This is a genomic window from Streptomyces fructofermentans, assembly GCF_014651055.1.
GTDB classification, from domain to species: domain Bacteria; phylum Actinomycetota; class Actinomycetes; order Streptomycetales; family Streptomycetaceae; genus Streptomyces; species Streptomyces fructofermentans.
Map to the genome: position 1 here is coordinate 9,792 of NZ_BMWD01000006.1, position 14,931 is coordinate 24,722.

Here is a 14,931-nt window from a genome sequence, read left to right on the forward strand (position 1 = left end):
CGGGGGGCGCCCGCCTGCCGGTGGGGGCCGCGGCTACAGCCCGGCGATGGGGTTCTTCAGGGTGCCGACGAGCTGGAGGGCGCCCGCCGGGTCCGAGAGGTCCACCATCTGCTTGTTGTCGCGCAGTTGCAGCCGGTTGAGGCAGGACAGCGCGAACTCCGGGGCGAACATGTCGTACTGCCGGAACTTGTCGGCGAGTTCGGGCGTGGACGCCTGGTACTCGCGTACGCAGTCGGCGACCGTGCGCCAGAAGTCCGCCTCGTCGAGCACGCCCTCGCCGGCCAGGTTCGCGGCGAGGAAGCGGAAGAAGCAGTCGAAGACGTCCGTGAAGATCGACAGGAGCTTGGTGTCCTCGGGCACGTCGACCCGCAGCCGCTCGACCGTGGGCGGCAGGACCGCGTCCGGGTCCATGACGGCGATCTCCTCGGCGATGTCCTTGTAGACCGCCCGCTCGACCGCGCCGTCCTTCAGGACGAGGATGACGTTCTCGCCGTGCGGCATGTACACCAGGTCGTACGCGTAGAAGCTGTGCAGCAGCGGCGTGAGGTACGCGCGCAGATAGCGGCGCAGCCACTCCACCGGCGTGAGGCCGGAGCGCTCGATCAGCGCGGCGGCGATCGACGCGCCCTCGTGGTCGACGTGCACCAGCGCGGCCATGGTGGCCAGGCTCTCGCCGTCCCGCAGCGAGGCGACCGGGCTCTCCCGCCACAGCGCCGCGAGCATCTTGCGGTACGGCGAGTAGCGGTCGGTGGCCGCCTCGTACTCCAGGTGCCGGTAGCCGACGGCCGCCCGTTCGCGGATGATCGACAGGCCGGTCGACCGCAGCACGGGGTCGTTCTCGATGAGCTGGGCGAGCCAGTCGTTGATGGCCGGGGTCGCCTCCATGTAGGCGGCGGACAGGCCGCGCATGAAGCCCATGTTGATGACCGACAGGGCGGTCTTCACATAGTGCTTGCCGGGCGCGCTCCGGTTGAAGAAGGTCCGGATCGACTGCTGGGCCACGTACTCGTCGTCGCCCTCGCCGAGGCACACGAGGTGCCGCCGGGCGACCTCGGCGGCGAAGGTGACGGTGAGCTTGTTCCACCACTGCCAGGGATGCACCGGGATGAGCAGGTAGTCGCCCGGGTCCAGGTCCTGCTCGCGCAGGACGCGGTCGAAGCGCTCCAGCGTCCCGGCGCCCAGCTCCTCGCGCAGGAACGACTCGTACTCCACACCCACGCCCGCCGTGAACGCGGCCCGCGAACGGTGCGCGGCGAGCCACACCAACCGCACCGGGTTCGCGGTCTCCGGCGCGTACGAGAGGTACTCGTGGACGCCGAAGCCGAGGCGGCCGTTGTTGGCGACGAAGCAGGGGTGGCCCTCCGTCATCCCCGTCTCGATGTCCTGGAAGCCGCTCCCCGCGAGCTCCGCCGAGGTCACCTCGGGCTTGGTGAGTTTGTAGCAGGTGCCGGCCAGGGTGGAGGAGATCTCCTCCAGGTACACCGGCAGCACCTCCTCGCCGAGACCGAGCGACTTCTGCATCTCGATGATGAAGGCCAGCGCTGCGAGGGGGAGTTCGGAGCCGTCCCGGTGCCGGGTGATCGACTCCGGGTCGATCTGCCAGTGCTCCAGGCCCCGGACGGTCGCGGTGAAGCGGTACCGGGTGAGGCCGTCGTCGCTGCGGACCTCGTACGTGTCCTCGCCGGTGGACTCCGGCGTGATCAGCCGTTCGTGGGAGAACTCGGCGAGGGCCTTGCGCAGGAGCAGGCGGTTGGCCCGCGCCCAGCGTCGGGGGGACAGGTGCGCCACGGCGTCGGACAGGGTCACAGGGCCACTCCTCGGGCAGCCAGGAAGTCCTCGCGCGTGCAGAAGGACAGCAGCGCGCGCTTCTCCGGCTTCTGGATCTCTCGCGCCGGCACGAAACCGACGATCTCGTTCAGGGCGTGCACGGCCCGGTTCCCGACGTCCGGTTCGACGACGACCCGGCGGGTGCGCGGGTCGGCGAACAGGGAGTCCATCACCGCGGTGATCACGGCACGCGTGAAGCCGTGCACGGGCCGGTCGGTCGGTGCCACCAGGAAGTGCATGCCGACATCGCCCGGTTCGGGCTCGTACAGGCCGACCAGCTCGACGTACCGCGGGTCGTAGCTCTCCATCAGGAACGCCGGGACGCCGTCGCGCAGCCCGATGAACGCGTGGTGGTGCTCGGCGGCCGTGACGGCCATGTACTCGCGCTCCACGTCCTGGAGCCGCGCGTCCTGCATCATCCAGTACGCGGCCTTCGGGTGCGTGACCCAGGAGTGCAGCAGCTCGGCGTCCCGCAGGGGGTCGAGCGGCCGGAGTCCGAGGGTGCCGACCGAGTCGCCGGCGGGGCGGCTCATACGGCGAACTCCTGGAACGCGACGGACTTCTCGACCGGGTAGTACTCGGTGCCGAGCAGCTCCCTGATGATGGACGCGTTGCGGTAGGGGCCCATGCCCAGGTCGGGCGAGGTGATCGAGTGGGTGTGGACCCCGGCGTTCTGGAGGAAGATGCCGCGTCCCGTGACGTCGATGGAGTAGTTGCGCGCCACGTCGTGGTTGCCCCGCGTGTCGTAGCGGATGCGGTCGCGCACGGGCTTCAGGAAGGCGGGTTCGGTGTACTTGTAGCCGGTCGCCAGGACCAGCCCCTCGGAGTGCAGCTCGTAGTCCTTCCCCTGCTCCTGCTGGCGCAGTCCGAGCGTGTACGTGCCGTTCTCGTGACTCGCCGAGGTGAGCGACGAGTTGGTGAGCAGCCGGGTGGGGACCGGACCGCCGATGCTCTTCTGGTACAGCAGGTCGAAGATCGCGTCGATCAGCTCGCCGTCGATCCCCTTGAACAGGCCCTTCTGCTCGGTCTGGAGGCGGTAGCGGGTCTCCTCGGGCAGCGCGTGGAAGTAGTCGATGTACTCCGGGGAGGTCATCTCCAGCGTGAGCTTGGTGTACTCCAGCGGGAAGAACCGCGGGGAGCGCGTGACCCAGTTCAGCCGGTAGCCGTGGACGTCGATCTCACCGAGCAGGTCGTGGTAGATCTCCGCGGCGGACTGGCCGCTGCCCACGAGCGTGATCGACTTCTTCCGCTGGAGCTCGCGCTTGTGCTGCTGGTAGCGGGAGTTGTGGATGAAGTCGCCGCCGAGGCCGGCGCAGGCCTCGGGTATGTACGGGGGGGTGCCGGTGCCGAGCACGAGCCGGCGGGCGCGCAGCACGTCGCCAGCGGTGGTGCGCACGACGTACACGTCGTCCTCGAACGTCACCTCGGCGACCGTGGTGCCGAAACGGATGCTGGACAGCTTCGAGGCGGCCCAGCGGCAGTAGTCGTCGTACTCGACACGCAGCGGGTAGAAGTTCTCCCGGATGTAGAACGAGTAGAGACGGCCCGATTCCTTCAGGTAGTTGAGGAAGGAGTACGGGGACGTCGGGTCGGCCAGCGTGACGAGGTCGGACATGAACGGGGTCTGGAGGTGCGCGCCCTCCAGGAACATGCCGGAGTGCCATTCGAAGTCCGGCTTGGACTCCAGGAAGACGCCGTCGAGCTCGTCGATCGGCTCGGTGAGGCAGGCGAGGCCGAGGTTGAAGGGGCCCAGCCCGATCCCCACGAAGTCGTGGGTCTTCTCACGGGATTCAGGAAGCGCGGTCAAGGGACTCTCCCAGGTACTGCTCGGCGTGGCCGGCGATCAGGTCGAGCACGGCGGAGATGTCGTCCGCGGTGGTCTCGGGGTTGAGCAGGGTGAACTTGAGGAAATGGCGCCCGCCGACCTTGGTGCCCGCGACGACGGCGTCACCGGAGGCGAACAGGGCCTTGCGGGCGTAAAGGTTGGCGCGGTCGATCTCGGCAGGGTCGGTGACGCTCGCCGGGATGTAGCGGAAGACCAGGGTGGACAGCGAGGGTTCGACCACGACGTCGTACCGCGGGTCCGCGGCCAGCATCCGCCAGCCCTGCGCCGCCAGTTCGCAGACCTCGTCGAAGAGCGTGCCGATGCCGTCGGCCCCCATCACGCGCAGCGTCATCCACAGCTTGAGGGCGTCGAAGCGGCGGGTGGTCTGGAGGGACTTGTCGACCTGGTTGGGGATGCGCTCGTGCACCATGCGGCGCGGGTTGAGGTACTCCGCGTGGTATGTGGCGTGCCGCAGGGTGGCCGCGTCCCGGACCAGGAGGGCGGACGAACTCACCGGCTGGAAGAAGGACTTGTGGTAGTCCACGGTCACCGAGTCGGCGCGCTCGATGCCGTCGATGCGGTCCCGGTTCCGCAGCGAGGCGAGCAGTCCGCAGCCGTACGCGGCGTCCACGTGCATCCAGGTCCCGAACTGCTCGCAGAGCTCGGCGATCTCGGGCAGCGGGTCGATGGAGCCGAAGTCCGTGGTGCCGGCGGTCGCGACGACGGCCATGGGCACCAGGCCGTCCCGCCGGCAGCGCTCCAACTCGTGGGCGAGGGCGACCGTCTGCATCCGCTTGTCCTGGCCCACGGGGATCGACACCACCGAGTCGGCGCTCAGGCCCAGCAGTTTGGCGGACTTCCGGACGCTGAAGTGGCTCACCTCGGAGGCGAAGATCCGCAGGTCGGCGAGCGACTCGCTCTTCGCCTCCTCGCGGGCCAGCAGCAGCGCCTGGAGGTTGGACTGGGTACCGCCGCTCGTGAACACGCCGTCGGCGGCCGGTCCGAGGCCGATGCGCTCGGTGGTCCAGTCGACCAGCTTGCGTTCGATCAGGGTGCCGCCGGCCGACTGGTCCCAGGTGTCCAGGGAGGAGTTGACGGCGGAGATGACCGCCTCGCCGAGCACGGCCGGTATGACCACGGGGCAGTTGAGGTGCGCGAGGTAGCGCGGGTGGTGGAAGTAGACGGCGTCGCGCAGGTAGACCTCTTCGAGCTCGTCCAGCGCGGCGCCCTCGTCGAGGAGCGGCCTGTCCAGGTCGATGCCGTCGATGCGCGGGGCGAGCTCGTCGACGGCGACACCGGTGAACGGCCGCTTCGTGGCGGCGAGTTTGGCCGCCACCCGCTCGACGCCTTCGGTCACGGAGCGGCGGTACCGCTCCGCCGTCGTGTCATTGAGCAGGTGCGAGCGCATGTGAAGTGCCTCCGGGGACGGGAGAGGGACGTGTTCGCTGGGATGGAACTTAGGTTAGCCTAACCAAAGTTCATCTTGGAATGCGCCCCTCCGGTAACCGTGGCGCTGTGACGTAGCACTCTCCACGGCCGCACGGTCGCACGGCCGCACGGCCGTACGGTCGCTCCGCGCTCCGACCGGACGTGCCCGCGCGAGGGTGGCGGGCGGGCCGGACCGCGATGCCCGCGTACGGGGGCCTCGGCCGCGCGGAGTCGGGCCGGCGCGGACCGTGACGGTACCGGTTCGGGTCGCTGCGCCTGCGGGGTGACGGAGTGTCGGGTGGCGGGTGGGGTTCCGTGTTGCCCGATCGGCCCACCCGGGTTCGTGCGGGCGCGGTGCCGCCGGGGTGGGGGCGCGGGCGTCGCGGGCGCGGACCTCGTGGGGGTGTGGGGTTGAGTACGGGCGCGGTGGCGGGGCGTTCGGGAGTGTGCGACCGCTCGCGCGTCGCCGGGGCGTCGATCCGGGACCTCCGTACGCCACTGACGCGGAGGGCTTCCGCGCTCCGGGCCCGGAGCGGGTCCGCGTCCGCGCGCTGGTCCGGGGTCCGTGCGGCGGTGGGGCCCCGTGGGCGACGGACGGAGGCGGCAATCAGGGGGAGGGGGAGACGGGGCCGGGGCGGGGCGGGGTGGGGGAGCCGGACGCGGGGGAGGCCGGGCGGGGCCCCGGAGCCGCCCTCGGCCGGCGGGGGCGGCGTGGGCCGCCGCGACCGGGCCGCCCGAGGGCGGGGACGCGGGGCGGTGCGGCCGCCGCCGTGCTCGCGCGGGCTCCGGAGTCGCCCCGGGAGGCAGGCGCCGCCTGCGCGGCCGGGCTCAGGGCGCCCCGCAGAGGGGTGCCCGGAGCCGGACCGCGGACGCGGGGATCAGGCGACCTTCTTCGCCTTCTCGATGGCCTCGGCGAGGTTGTTCAGCATCGGGGTGCACTTGTCGTAGGACAGGATCGGCTCGGGAGTGCGCGCGACGACCTGGCCGGCCTTGACGGCGGGCAGCTTCTTCCAGGTGCTCTCGGTGATGTCGGCGGGCTGGATGGTCGCGGTGCGGTCGTCCATGATGATGACGTCCGCCGGGTACTTGTCGACGTTCTCCCAGCTGAGGTTCTCGAACCAGCCACCGCTCGCCTTGAGCGCCTTGGCGGAGGGCTCCACGAGGTTCACGCCGAGGGCCTTGTAGTACTCCAGGTCGATGGAGAAGTTCGAGCCGGACACGTAGAAGATGTCCTGGCTGGCCGAGCCGACGAGGACCTTGATCTCGGGGCGGGCCTTGGCGGCCTTGCGCAGGCGCTCGGCGGCCTTCTCGAAGTTCTTCTTCGCCTCGACGATTTTGGCCGCCCTGACGTCGGCGCCCAGCGACTCGGCGAGCGCGAGCATGCGCTCCAGCGGCTTGGGGAGCTGGCGGTCGAAGACGGAGATGCCGACGCTCGGGGCGAGCTTGGCGATCTTGTCCTTGGACTCCTCGGGGACGTACCAGAGGGTGCCCGCGTCGTCGAACATCGTCGAGATGAGGACGTCGGGGGCCAGGCTCGCGTACTTCTCGATGTTGAACTGGCCCCAGGCGTTGCCGATGACCGTCAGCTTGCTGACGTCCATGTCGCCGGCCTGGACGTCGGCCTTGCCGTCCTTGGTCGTGGTCGGTCCGAAGACGCCCTTGACCTCGATGCCGTAGTCGTGGAGCGCGGCGGCGACACCGGTGAACGCGACGATGCTCGCCGGGGCCCTGTCCGTCCTCACCTTCGTGCCGCGGTCGTCCTCGAAGCTCCAGGGGCCCGCCGCGGCGCTCTTCGAAGCGTCCGCCGAGCCACCGCTCTTCGCGTCGTCGTCGCCGCAGGCGGCCAGCGCGGCGCCGAGGCCGATGGCGCCACCGGCGGCCAGGATGCCGCGGCGGGTGAGGTGGGTGGCACGGGCGTTGGGCATGGCTTTGGCTGCTTTCGAACAGGGCGGGTGACCCACCGGACAACTGCGAAGGTAGGTTAGCCTAACCTCATCATCTGCCCGCCGTGGGGGGTCCCACCTGCGCGAACGCGCAATGGCCTCCGGCCCGGTCCGGTGGACTGCCCCGGAGTTCGGGGACGGGGCAGCACCGGTGTCCGTCGACTTTCAGCCGGACAGGCCCAACTCCCGCGCGATCAGCATCCGCTGGACCTCGCTCGTGCCCTCGCCGATCTCCAGGATCTTCGAGTCGCGCCACATGCGGGCGACCGGGTACTCGTTCATGAAGCCGTAGCCGCCGTGGATCTGGGTGGCGTCACGGGCGTTGTCCACGGCGATCGTGGAGGAGTAGAGCTTGGCGACCGCCGCCTCCTTCTTGAAGGGCTCCCCCGCGACGAGGCGGGACGCGGCGTCGCGCCAGCCGACACGGGCCATGTGGGCCTTCATCTCCATGTCGGCGATCTTGAACTGGATCGACTGGTTGGCGCCGATCGGGCGCCCGAACGCGTGCCGCTCCTTGGCGTACCTGACCGACTCGTCGACACAGCCCTGGGCGAGCCCCGTGGCCAGCGCCGCGATGGCGATGCGGCCCTCGTCCAGGATCCGCAGGAACTGCGCGTAGCCGCGGCCCTCCTCGCCGAGCAGGTTGGCCGCCGGGACGCGCACGTCCGCGAAGGACAGCTCACGGGTGTCGGAGGCGTTCCAGCCGACCTTCGAGTACGGGGCCGCGACCGTGAAGCCGGGGGTGCCGGAGGGGACGATGATCGCGGAGATCAGCGGCTTGCCGTCGGGCTTGCGGCCGGTGACCGCGGTGACCGTCACCAGGCCCGTGATGTCGGTGCCGGAGTTGGTGATGAAGCACTTGCTGCCGTTGATGACCCACTCGTCCGTCTCGGGGTCGAGCCGGGCCGTCGTGCGGGTGGCGCCCGCGTCGGAGCCTCCGTCGGGCTCGGTCAGGCCGAAGGCGCCGAGGATCTCGCCGGAGCACAGCCGGGGCAGCCACTCGGCCTTCTGGGCGTCGGTGCCGAACAGGTGGATCGGCATCGCGCCGAGCGAGACGCCCGCCTCCAGGGTGATGGCCACCGAGGAGTCCACGCGGGCGAGTTCCTCCAGGACGACGCCCAGCGCGAGGTAGTCGCCGCCCATGCCGCCGTGCTCCTCGGGGAACGGCAGCCCGAACAGGCCCATGCGGCCCATCTCCCGGACGATCTCGTACGGGAACTCGTGGCGCTCGTAGAAGTCGCCGATCTTCGGGGCCACGACGTCGCGGGCGAACTCCGCGACCGTGCGGCGCAGTTCGTCCAGCTCGGGGGAGAGGCGGTGGTCCAGGGACATGGGGGTCACTCCTTGTGGGAGAGGGCGCGGACGGTGCGGGACGGGCTGGGTCGGCCCAGTTGTTCGGCCATCCACACGCTCGTGGCGATGAGGCGGTCGAGGTCGACCCCGGTGTCGATGCCGAGTCCTGTCAGCATCCACACGAGGTCTTCGGTGGCGAGGTTGCCGGTGGCGCTCTTCGCGTAGGGGCAGCCGCCGAGCCCTCCGGCGGACGCGTCCACGGTGGTCACGCCCTGTTCGAGCGCGGCCAGGGTGTTGGCGAGGGCCTGGCCGTACGTGTCGTGGAAGTGCACGCCGACGACGTCCGTGGGGACGCCCTGCCCGGCCAGCTCCGCGAGGAGCCGTCGTACGTGCCCCGGGGTGGCCACCCCGATCGTGTCGCCGAGGCTCAGCTCGTCGCAGCCCATGTCGAGCAGCGCCCGGCAGGCGCGGACGACCTGGGGGACGGGGACGGGGCCCTCCCAGGGGTCGCCGAAGCACATGGAGAGGTAGCCGCGGACGTGCGCCCGCTCGGCCCGGGCCCGTGCGACCACCGGCTCGAACATCGCGAACGCCTCGTCCACGGTCCGGTTCAGGTTGGCCCTGGCGAAGGACTCCGTGGCGCTGGCGAACACGGCGATGCGGGTCGCGCCGAGGGCCAGGGCGCGGTCCAGGCCGCGTTCGTTCGGGACGAGCACCGGAAGGGCCGTGCCGGACAGGTCGCCGAGATCGCGTACGAGGGGGAAGAGCTGCTCGGCGTCCGCCAGTTGGGGCACCCACTTGGGGTGGACGAAGCTGGTGGCCTCGATGGTGCCGAGCCCCGCCTCCGCCAGCCGCCGGACGAACTCCGCCTTGACCTCCGTCGGGACGGTCGCCTTCTCGTTCTGGAGTCCGTCCCGGGCGCCCACCTCGTGGATCCGCACCCGGGACGGGAGTCCCTCGGCCGGCACGGTCATCGGCAGCCCGAGTTCGGGAGTCGTCATGCCTGCTCCTCCTGCGCTTCCTCGCGCGGCGCGACCACGGCAAGGACCTGGTCCATCGCGACGGTCGTGCCGGGGGTGACGTCCAGCTCGGTGACGGTGCCCGCGTGCGGGGCGGAGACGACGTGCTCCATCTTCATCGCCTCGACGACCAGCAGGCTCTGCCCGGCGTCGACCTCGTCCCCCACGGCCACCTTCACCACCGTCACCGTGCCGGGCATGGGGGCGGTGAGCGAGTCGGCACCGGAGCGCGCGGCGCCGGTGAGGGAGGCGGCGACCGCGTCGTGGTCGCGGACCTGCCAGGCGTCGCCGTCCCGGCCCAGCCAGTCGGCGGCCCGGTGGAACGTGTGGCGGACCCCGTCGACGGTGACCGAGACACGGTTGGGCGACACCTCGGCACCGGGCCGGGCGCCCCGCGTCACGGGGTCCCGTCCCGCCACCCGCAGGTCGAAGGCCACGGGCGCCGGCTCACCCCCGAGCCGCCAGCCGCTCGGCACCGAGAACGGGTCGGTCCAGCCGTCCCCGCCGGACGGGGCGAGCCCTTCGAGGCGGACCGCCGCGGCGGCCTCGTACACCTCCTCGGGCACCCCGTCGGGGACGAGGCCCGCGGCCTCCCGCTCGACGAGTCCGGTGTCCAGCTCGCCGGCCACGACCGCGGGATGGGCGAGGAGCCTGCGCAGGAACCCGGCGTTCGTCGGCACGCCCAGCGTGACCGTGTCCGCGAGCGCGGCCCGGAGCCTGCGCAGCGCGGTCGCGCGGTCGGGCCCGTACGCGACGACCTTCGACAGCATCGGGTCGTACAGCGACCCGACCTCGGTGCCCTCGGTCAGGCCGGAGTCCGTGCGGACGCCTTCGCCCCGGGGCTCCCGCAGCCTCAGGACCGTCCCGCCGGAGGGCAGGAATCCCCGGGCGGGGTCCTCGGCGCAGACGCGGGCCTCGACGGCGTGCCCGGTCAGGGTGATGTCGTCCTGTCCGAAGGCGAGCCGTTCGCCGGCGGCGACCCGCAACTGCCACTCCACCAGGTCCAGCCCGGTGATCAGCTCGGTCACCGGGTGCTCGACCTGGAGCCGGGTGTTCATCTCCATGAAGTAGTACGAGGAGGGGTCGCCGCCGGGCACGATGAACTCCACGGTGCCCGCGCCCGAGTAGCCGCAGGAGCGGGCCGCCTGGACGGCCGCCGCGCCCATCGCGGCCCGCGTGCCGGGATCGAGCAGGACGCTCGGCGCCTCCTCGATGATCTTCTGGTGCCTGCGCTGGAGGGAGCACTCGCGCTCGCCCAGGTGCACCACGTTCCCGTGGCCGTCGGCCAGGACCTGGATCTCGATGTGCCGGGGGCGGTCGACCCACCGCTCGACGAGCAGGGTGTCGTCGCCGAAGGAGGCGCGGGCCTCGCGCCGCGCGGCGGCGATCTCGTCGGCCAGCGCCGCGGCGTCGCGCACCAGGCGCATGCCCTTGCCGCCGCCGCCCGCCGACGGCTTCAGCAGCACGGGCATTCCGATCTCCCGTGCGGAGTCGGCCAGTTGCGCGTCCGAGAGTCCGCTGCCCGAGGAGCCGGGGACGACCGGGACACCGGCCGCCCGCACGGTCTCCTTGGCGCGGATCTTGTCGCCCATCAGGGCGATCGCGTCGGCGGGGGGCCCGATGAAGACGAGTCCGGCGTCGGCGCAGGCGCGCGCGAACCCGGCGTTCTCCGCGAGGAATCCGTAGCCCGGGTGCACGGCCTGCGCGCCGCTCCGCGCCGCCGCCTCCAGCAGGCGCTCCACGGACAGGTAGCTCTCGGCGGCCGGGGGCGGACCGATCCGGACCGCCGTGTCCGCCTCGCGCACGTGCCGGGCGTCGGCGTCGGCGTCGCTGAAGACCGCCACCGACCGCACGCCGAGGGAGCGCAGCGTACGGACGACCCGGACGGCGATCTCGCCGCGGTTGGCCACAAGAACGGTGTCGAACATGGTCAGTCCTTCACATCCGGAAGACGCCGAACTGGGGGTCACCCAGGGGCGCGTTGGCGCACGCGGTCAGGGCGAGACCCAGTACCTGGCGGGTCTCCATGGGGTCGATCACTCCGTCGTCCCAGAGCCGGGCGGTCGCGTAGTAGGCGTTGCCCTGGCGCTCGTACTGGGCGCGGATCGGGTCCTTGAAGGTCTCCTCGTCCTCCGCGGGCCAGGACTCGCCGCGGCCCTCCAGCTGGTCGCGCTTGACGGTGGCGAGCACGGACGCGGCCTGCTCGCCGCCCATGACGGAGATCTTGGCGTTCGGCCACATCCACAGGAAGCGGGGGGAGTAGGCCCGGCCGCACATGGAGTAGTTGCCCGCGCCGTACGAGCCGCCGACGACCACGGTCAGCTTCGGCACGCGGGCGCAGGCCACGGCCGTGACCATCTTGGCGCCGTGCTTGGCGATGCCGCCCGCCTCGTACTGGCGGCCCACCATGAAGCCCGAGATGTTCTGCAGGAACACCAGGGGGATGCCGCGCTGGTCGCACAGCTCGATGAAGTGGGCGCCCTTCTGGGCGGACTCGGAGAACAGGATGCCGTTGTTGGCGACGATCCCGACCGGGTGGCCGTGGATCCGGGCGAAGCCGGTGACCAGGGTCTGGCCGAACTCCGCCTTGAACTCCGCGAACCGCGAGCCGTCCACCACGCGCGCGATGACCTCGCGCACGTCGTAGGGGGTGCGGGAGTCGACGGGCACCGCTCCGTACAGCCCGGCGGGGTCCACCTTCGGCTCGGCCGGGGTCTCGGCCGTCCAGGGCAGCTCCCCGCGCGCGGGGAGCGTGGAGACGATCGTGCGGACGATCCGCAGCGCGTGCGCGTCGTCCTCGGCGAGGTGGTCGGTGACGCCGGAGACCCGCGAGTGGACCTCGCCGCCGCCCAGCTCCTCGGCGGTGACGACCTCGCCGGTCGCGGCCTTCACGAGCGGCGGGCCGCCCAGGAAGATGGTGCCCTGGCCGCGCACGATCACGGCCTCGTCGCTCATCGCCGGGACGTACGCCCCGCCGGCCGTGCACGAGCCGAGGACCGCGGCGATCTGGGGGATGCCCGCACCCGACATCCGCGCCTGGTTGTAGAAGATCCGCCCGAAGTGGTCCCGGTCGGGGAAGACCTCGTCCTGCATCGGAAGGAAGGCGCCCCCGGAGTCCACCAGGTAGACGCAAGGGAGGCGGTTCTCCAGCGCGACCTCCTGGGCGCGCAGGTGCTTCTTCACGGTCATCGGGTAGTACGTGCCGCCCTTGACCGTGGCGTCGTTGGCGACGACCACGCACTCGCGGCCGCTCACCCTGCCGATCCCGGCGATGACGCCGGCGGCCGGGGCCTGCCCCTCGTACATCCCGTCGGCCGCCAGCGGGGCCAGCTCGAGGAACGGCGAGCCGGGGTCGAGGAGCGTGTCCACCCGGTCGCGCGGCAGCAGCTTGCCGCGTGCGGTGTGCCGGGCGCGGGCCCGCTCACCGCCGCCCAGCCGGGCCGCGGCGAGCTTGCGCCGCAGCTCCTCGACGAGCGCGCGGTGTGCCGCCTCGTTGGCCCGCCAGGCCTCCGACGCGGGATCTGCCGCGCTGTGGAGCTCCGGTGCCTCGTGCATCCTGCGGTCCCCTCACCCGGTGGTGACCAGTCAATGAACCTGGTTAATGAGCGTTAACGCGTTTCCTTCAGGTTAACGAGCGCTAACCTGCCTGTCTAGAATTGCTTTCATGGCCACGAGAACCGATGCCCCCACCCGGCGCGAGCAGATCCTCAAGGAGGCCGCCCGGCTGTTCGCCGAACGCGGCTTCCACGGGGTGGGGGTCGACGAGATAGGCGCGGCGGTCGGCATCAGCGGGCCCGGCCTCTACCGGCACTTCCCGGGCAAGGACGCGATGCTCGCCGAGCTGCTGGTGGGGATCAGCGGGCAGCTCCTGACCGGCGGCAAGCGGCGCGTGGCGGAGGCCGACGGGAATCCCGCGGCGCTCCTCGACTCGCTCATCGAGGGGCACATCGACTTCGCGCTCGACGACCGCCCGCTGATCACCCTGCACGACCGGGAGCTGGACCGCCTGCGGGACAGCGACCGCAAGCTCGTGCGGCAGCTGCAGCGGCAGTACGTCGAGCTGTGGGTGGAGGTCGTGCGCGAGGTCGCCCCGGACCTGACGGAGCCGGCCGCGCGGGCCGCCGTCCACGCGGTCTTCGGGCTGCTCAACTCCACCCCGCACCTCGGTCGTCCCGGAGCGCTCCCCGGGCGGGCCGGCATGGCGGCCCTGCTGCACCGGATGGCGCGCGGCGCCTTCGAGGCGGCGGCCGCCGCCGGGTGACCCGCCCGCCGCGGCCGTGCCCGGAGTGACATGCGTCGCTAGTGGCCCGGGCGTGACCTGGATCTCTGGACGGCCGTCGTGACCGGCGGGTAACGTGCCTCTGAGCAAGCGCTTAGACATGGACCCCAGGTGGAGGTGGCGGCGGTGCGCCGTACGGTGTTCAACGAGGATCACGAGGCGTTCCGGGAGACCCTGCGCGCCTTCATCGAGGCCGAGGTCGTCCCGGTCTACGACGAGTGGTTCGCCGCGGGCCAGGCACCGCGCGACTTCTACTACAAGCTTTCCGAGCTGGGCGTCTTCGGCATCCGCGTCGACGAGGAGTTCGGCGGCGCCGGCATCGACTCGTACAAGTTCGAAGCCGTGATGTACGAGGAGACCGCGCGCGCCGGTGTCCAGTTCGGCGGCTCGGGCGTGCACGTGCTGCTCGGCCTGCCCTACATCAAGTCGCTCGCCACCGACGAGCAGAAGAAGCGCTTCCTGCCGAAGTTCGTCTCCGGCGAGGAGATGTGGGCCCTCGCGATGACCGAGCCGGGCACCGGTTCCGACCTCGCGGGCATGAAGACCACCGCCAAGCTCTCCGAGGACGGCACCCACTACGTCCTCAACGGCTCGAAGACGTTCATCACCGGCGGCGTCCACGCCGACCGCGTGATCGTCTGCGCCCGCACCTCCGCGCCCACCGCGGACGACCGCCGCTTCGGCATCTCCCTGTTCGCCGTGGACACCAAGGCCGAGGGCTACTCCATAGGCCGCAAGCTGGACAAGCTCGGTCTGAGGACCTCCGACACCGCCGAGCTGGCGTTCGTCGACGTGAAGGTCCCCGTCGAGGACCTGCTCGGCGAGGAGAACAAGGGCTTCTACTACCTGGGCCACAACCTCGCCTCCGAGCGCTGGGGCATCGCCTTCGGCGCCTACGCGCAGGCCAAGGCCGCCGTGCGGTTCGCCAAGGAGTACGTCCAGGACCGCACCGTCTTCGGCAAGACCGTCGCGTCCTTCCAGAACACCAAGTTCGAGCTGGCCGCCTGCCAGGCCGAGGTGGACGCGGCCGAGGCCGTCGCCGACCGCGCCCTGGAGGCCCTCGACGCGGGCGAGCTGACGCCGGCCGAGGCCGCCAGCGCCAAGCTGTTCTGCACCGAGGTCGCGCACCGCGTGATCGACCGCTGCCTCCAGCTCCACGGCGGCTACGGCTTCATGAACGAGTACCCGATCGCCCGCCTGTACGCGGACAACCGGGTCAACCGCATCTACGGCGGCACCAGCGAGATCATGAAGTCGATCATCGCCAAGAACATGGGGCTGTAGGTCCCCGGACCTCACCGCACGGTAGAACCGACC

Annotated in this window: 11 protein-coding genes; 2 read left to right on the forward strand and 9 right to left on the reverse strand. The window is 71.3% G+C overall.

Translation table 11 applies throughout. The features are described from left to right. Positions 1-33: 33 nt before the first annotated feature. The 9 genes from IE265_RS10380 to IE265_RS10420 all read right to left on the reverse strand — a co-directional run bounded on the left by IE265_RS10380 (position 34) and on the right by IE265_RS10420 (position 12,890). On the reverse strand, positions 34-1,806 hold the full coding sequence (locus IE265_RS10380) for an IucA/IucC family protein (RefSeq protein WP_190035154.1): 1,773 nt from the start codon (positions 1,804-1,806) through the stop codon (positions 34-36). Continuing rightward, positions 1,803-2,360, reverse strand: coding sequence for a GNAT family N-acetyltransferase (locus tag IE265_RS10385; protein ID WP_190035155.1), 558 nt, complete (start codon positions 2,358-2,360; stop codon positions 1,803-1,805). Before IE265_RS10385 ends, IE265_RS10380 begins: the two co-directional genes overlap by 4 nt. After that, positions 2,357-3,634, reverse strand: a complete 1,278-nt coding sequence (locus IE265_RS10390; RefSeq protein WP_190035156.1) for a lysine N(6)-hydroxylase/L-ornithine N(5)-oxygenase family protein — start codon at positions 3,632-3,634, stop codon at positions 2,357-2,359. The genes IE265_RS10385 and IE265_RS10390 overlap by 4 nt, the downstream gene beginning before the upstream one ends. Then, complete coding sequence (gene desA / locus IE265_RS10395) at positions 3,618-5,060, reverse strand: lysine decarboxylase DesA (RefSeq protein WP_190035157.1); 1,443 nt, start codon at positions 5,058-5,060, stop codon at positions 3,618-3,620. The genes IE265_RS10390 and desA overlap by 17 nt, the downstream gene beginning before the upstream one ends. An 898-nt stretch (positions 5,061-5,958) precedes the next feature. Beyond that, on the reverse strand, positions 5,959-7,005 hold the full coding sequence (locus tag IE265_RS10400) for an ABC transporter substrate-binding protein (protein ID WP_190035158.1): 1,047 nt from the start codon (positions 7,003-7,005) through the stop codon (positions 5,959-5,961). 183 nt (positions 7,006-7,188) lie between these two features. Further along, positions 7,189-8,349 (reverse strand): acyl-CoA dehydrogenase family protein, encoded by a 1,161-nt coding sequence (locus IE265_RS10405; RefSeq protein ID WP_190035417.1) that lies wholly within the window; start codon positions 8,347-8,349, stop codon positions 7,189-7,191. A gap of 11 nt (positions 8,350-8,360) precedes the next feature. Next, positions 8,361-9,317 carry a hydroxymethylglutaryl-CoA lyase gene (locus IE265_RS10410; protein ID WP_190035159.1) on the reverse strand — a complete coding sequence of 319 codons (957 nt, stop codon included), beginning with the start codon at positions 9,315-9,317 and terminating at the stop codon, positions 8,361-8,363. Next, entirely contained in the window at positions 9,314-11,263 is a 1,950-nt protein-coding gene (locus tag IE265_RS10415; protein WP_190035160.1) for an ATP-binding protein, read from the reverse strand. Before IE265_RS10415 ends, IE265_RS10410 begins: the two co-directional genes overlap by 4 nt. A gap of 10 nt (positions 11,264-11,273) precedes the next feature. Further along, positions 11,274-12,890: a carboxyl transferase domain-containing protein gene (locus IE265_RS10420; protein WP_190035161.1), complete on the reverse strand. Its 1,617-nt coding sequence runs from the start codon at positions 12,888-12,890 to the stop codon at positions 11,274-11,276. A gap of 109 nt (positions 12,891-12,999) precedes the next feature. Here IE265_RS10420 and IE265_RS10425 point away from each other — a divergent pair, with 109 nt between their 5' ends. Both IE265_RS10425 and IE265_RS10430 read left to right on the forward strand, forming a co-directional pair. Next, positions 13,000-13,596: an SACE_7040 family transcriptional regulator gene (locus IE265_RS10425; RefSeq protein ID WP_190035162.1), complete on the forward strand. Its 597-nt coding sequence runs from the start codon at positions 13,000-13,002 to the stop codon at positions 13,594-13,596. Positions 13,597-13,740: 144 nt separating this feature from the next. Next, a complete protein-coding gene (locus IE265_RS10430) occupies positions 13,741-14,898 on the forward strand; it encodes an acyl-CoA dehydrogenase family protein (protein ID WP_190035163.1) in 1,158 nt (385 codons plus the stop codon). Positions 14,899-14,931 lie beyond the last annotated feature (33 nt).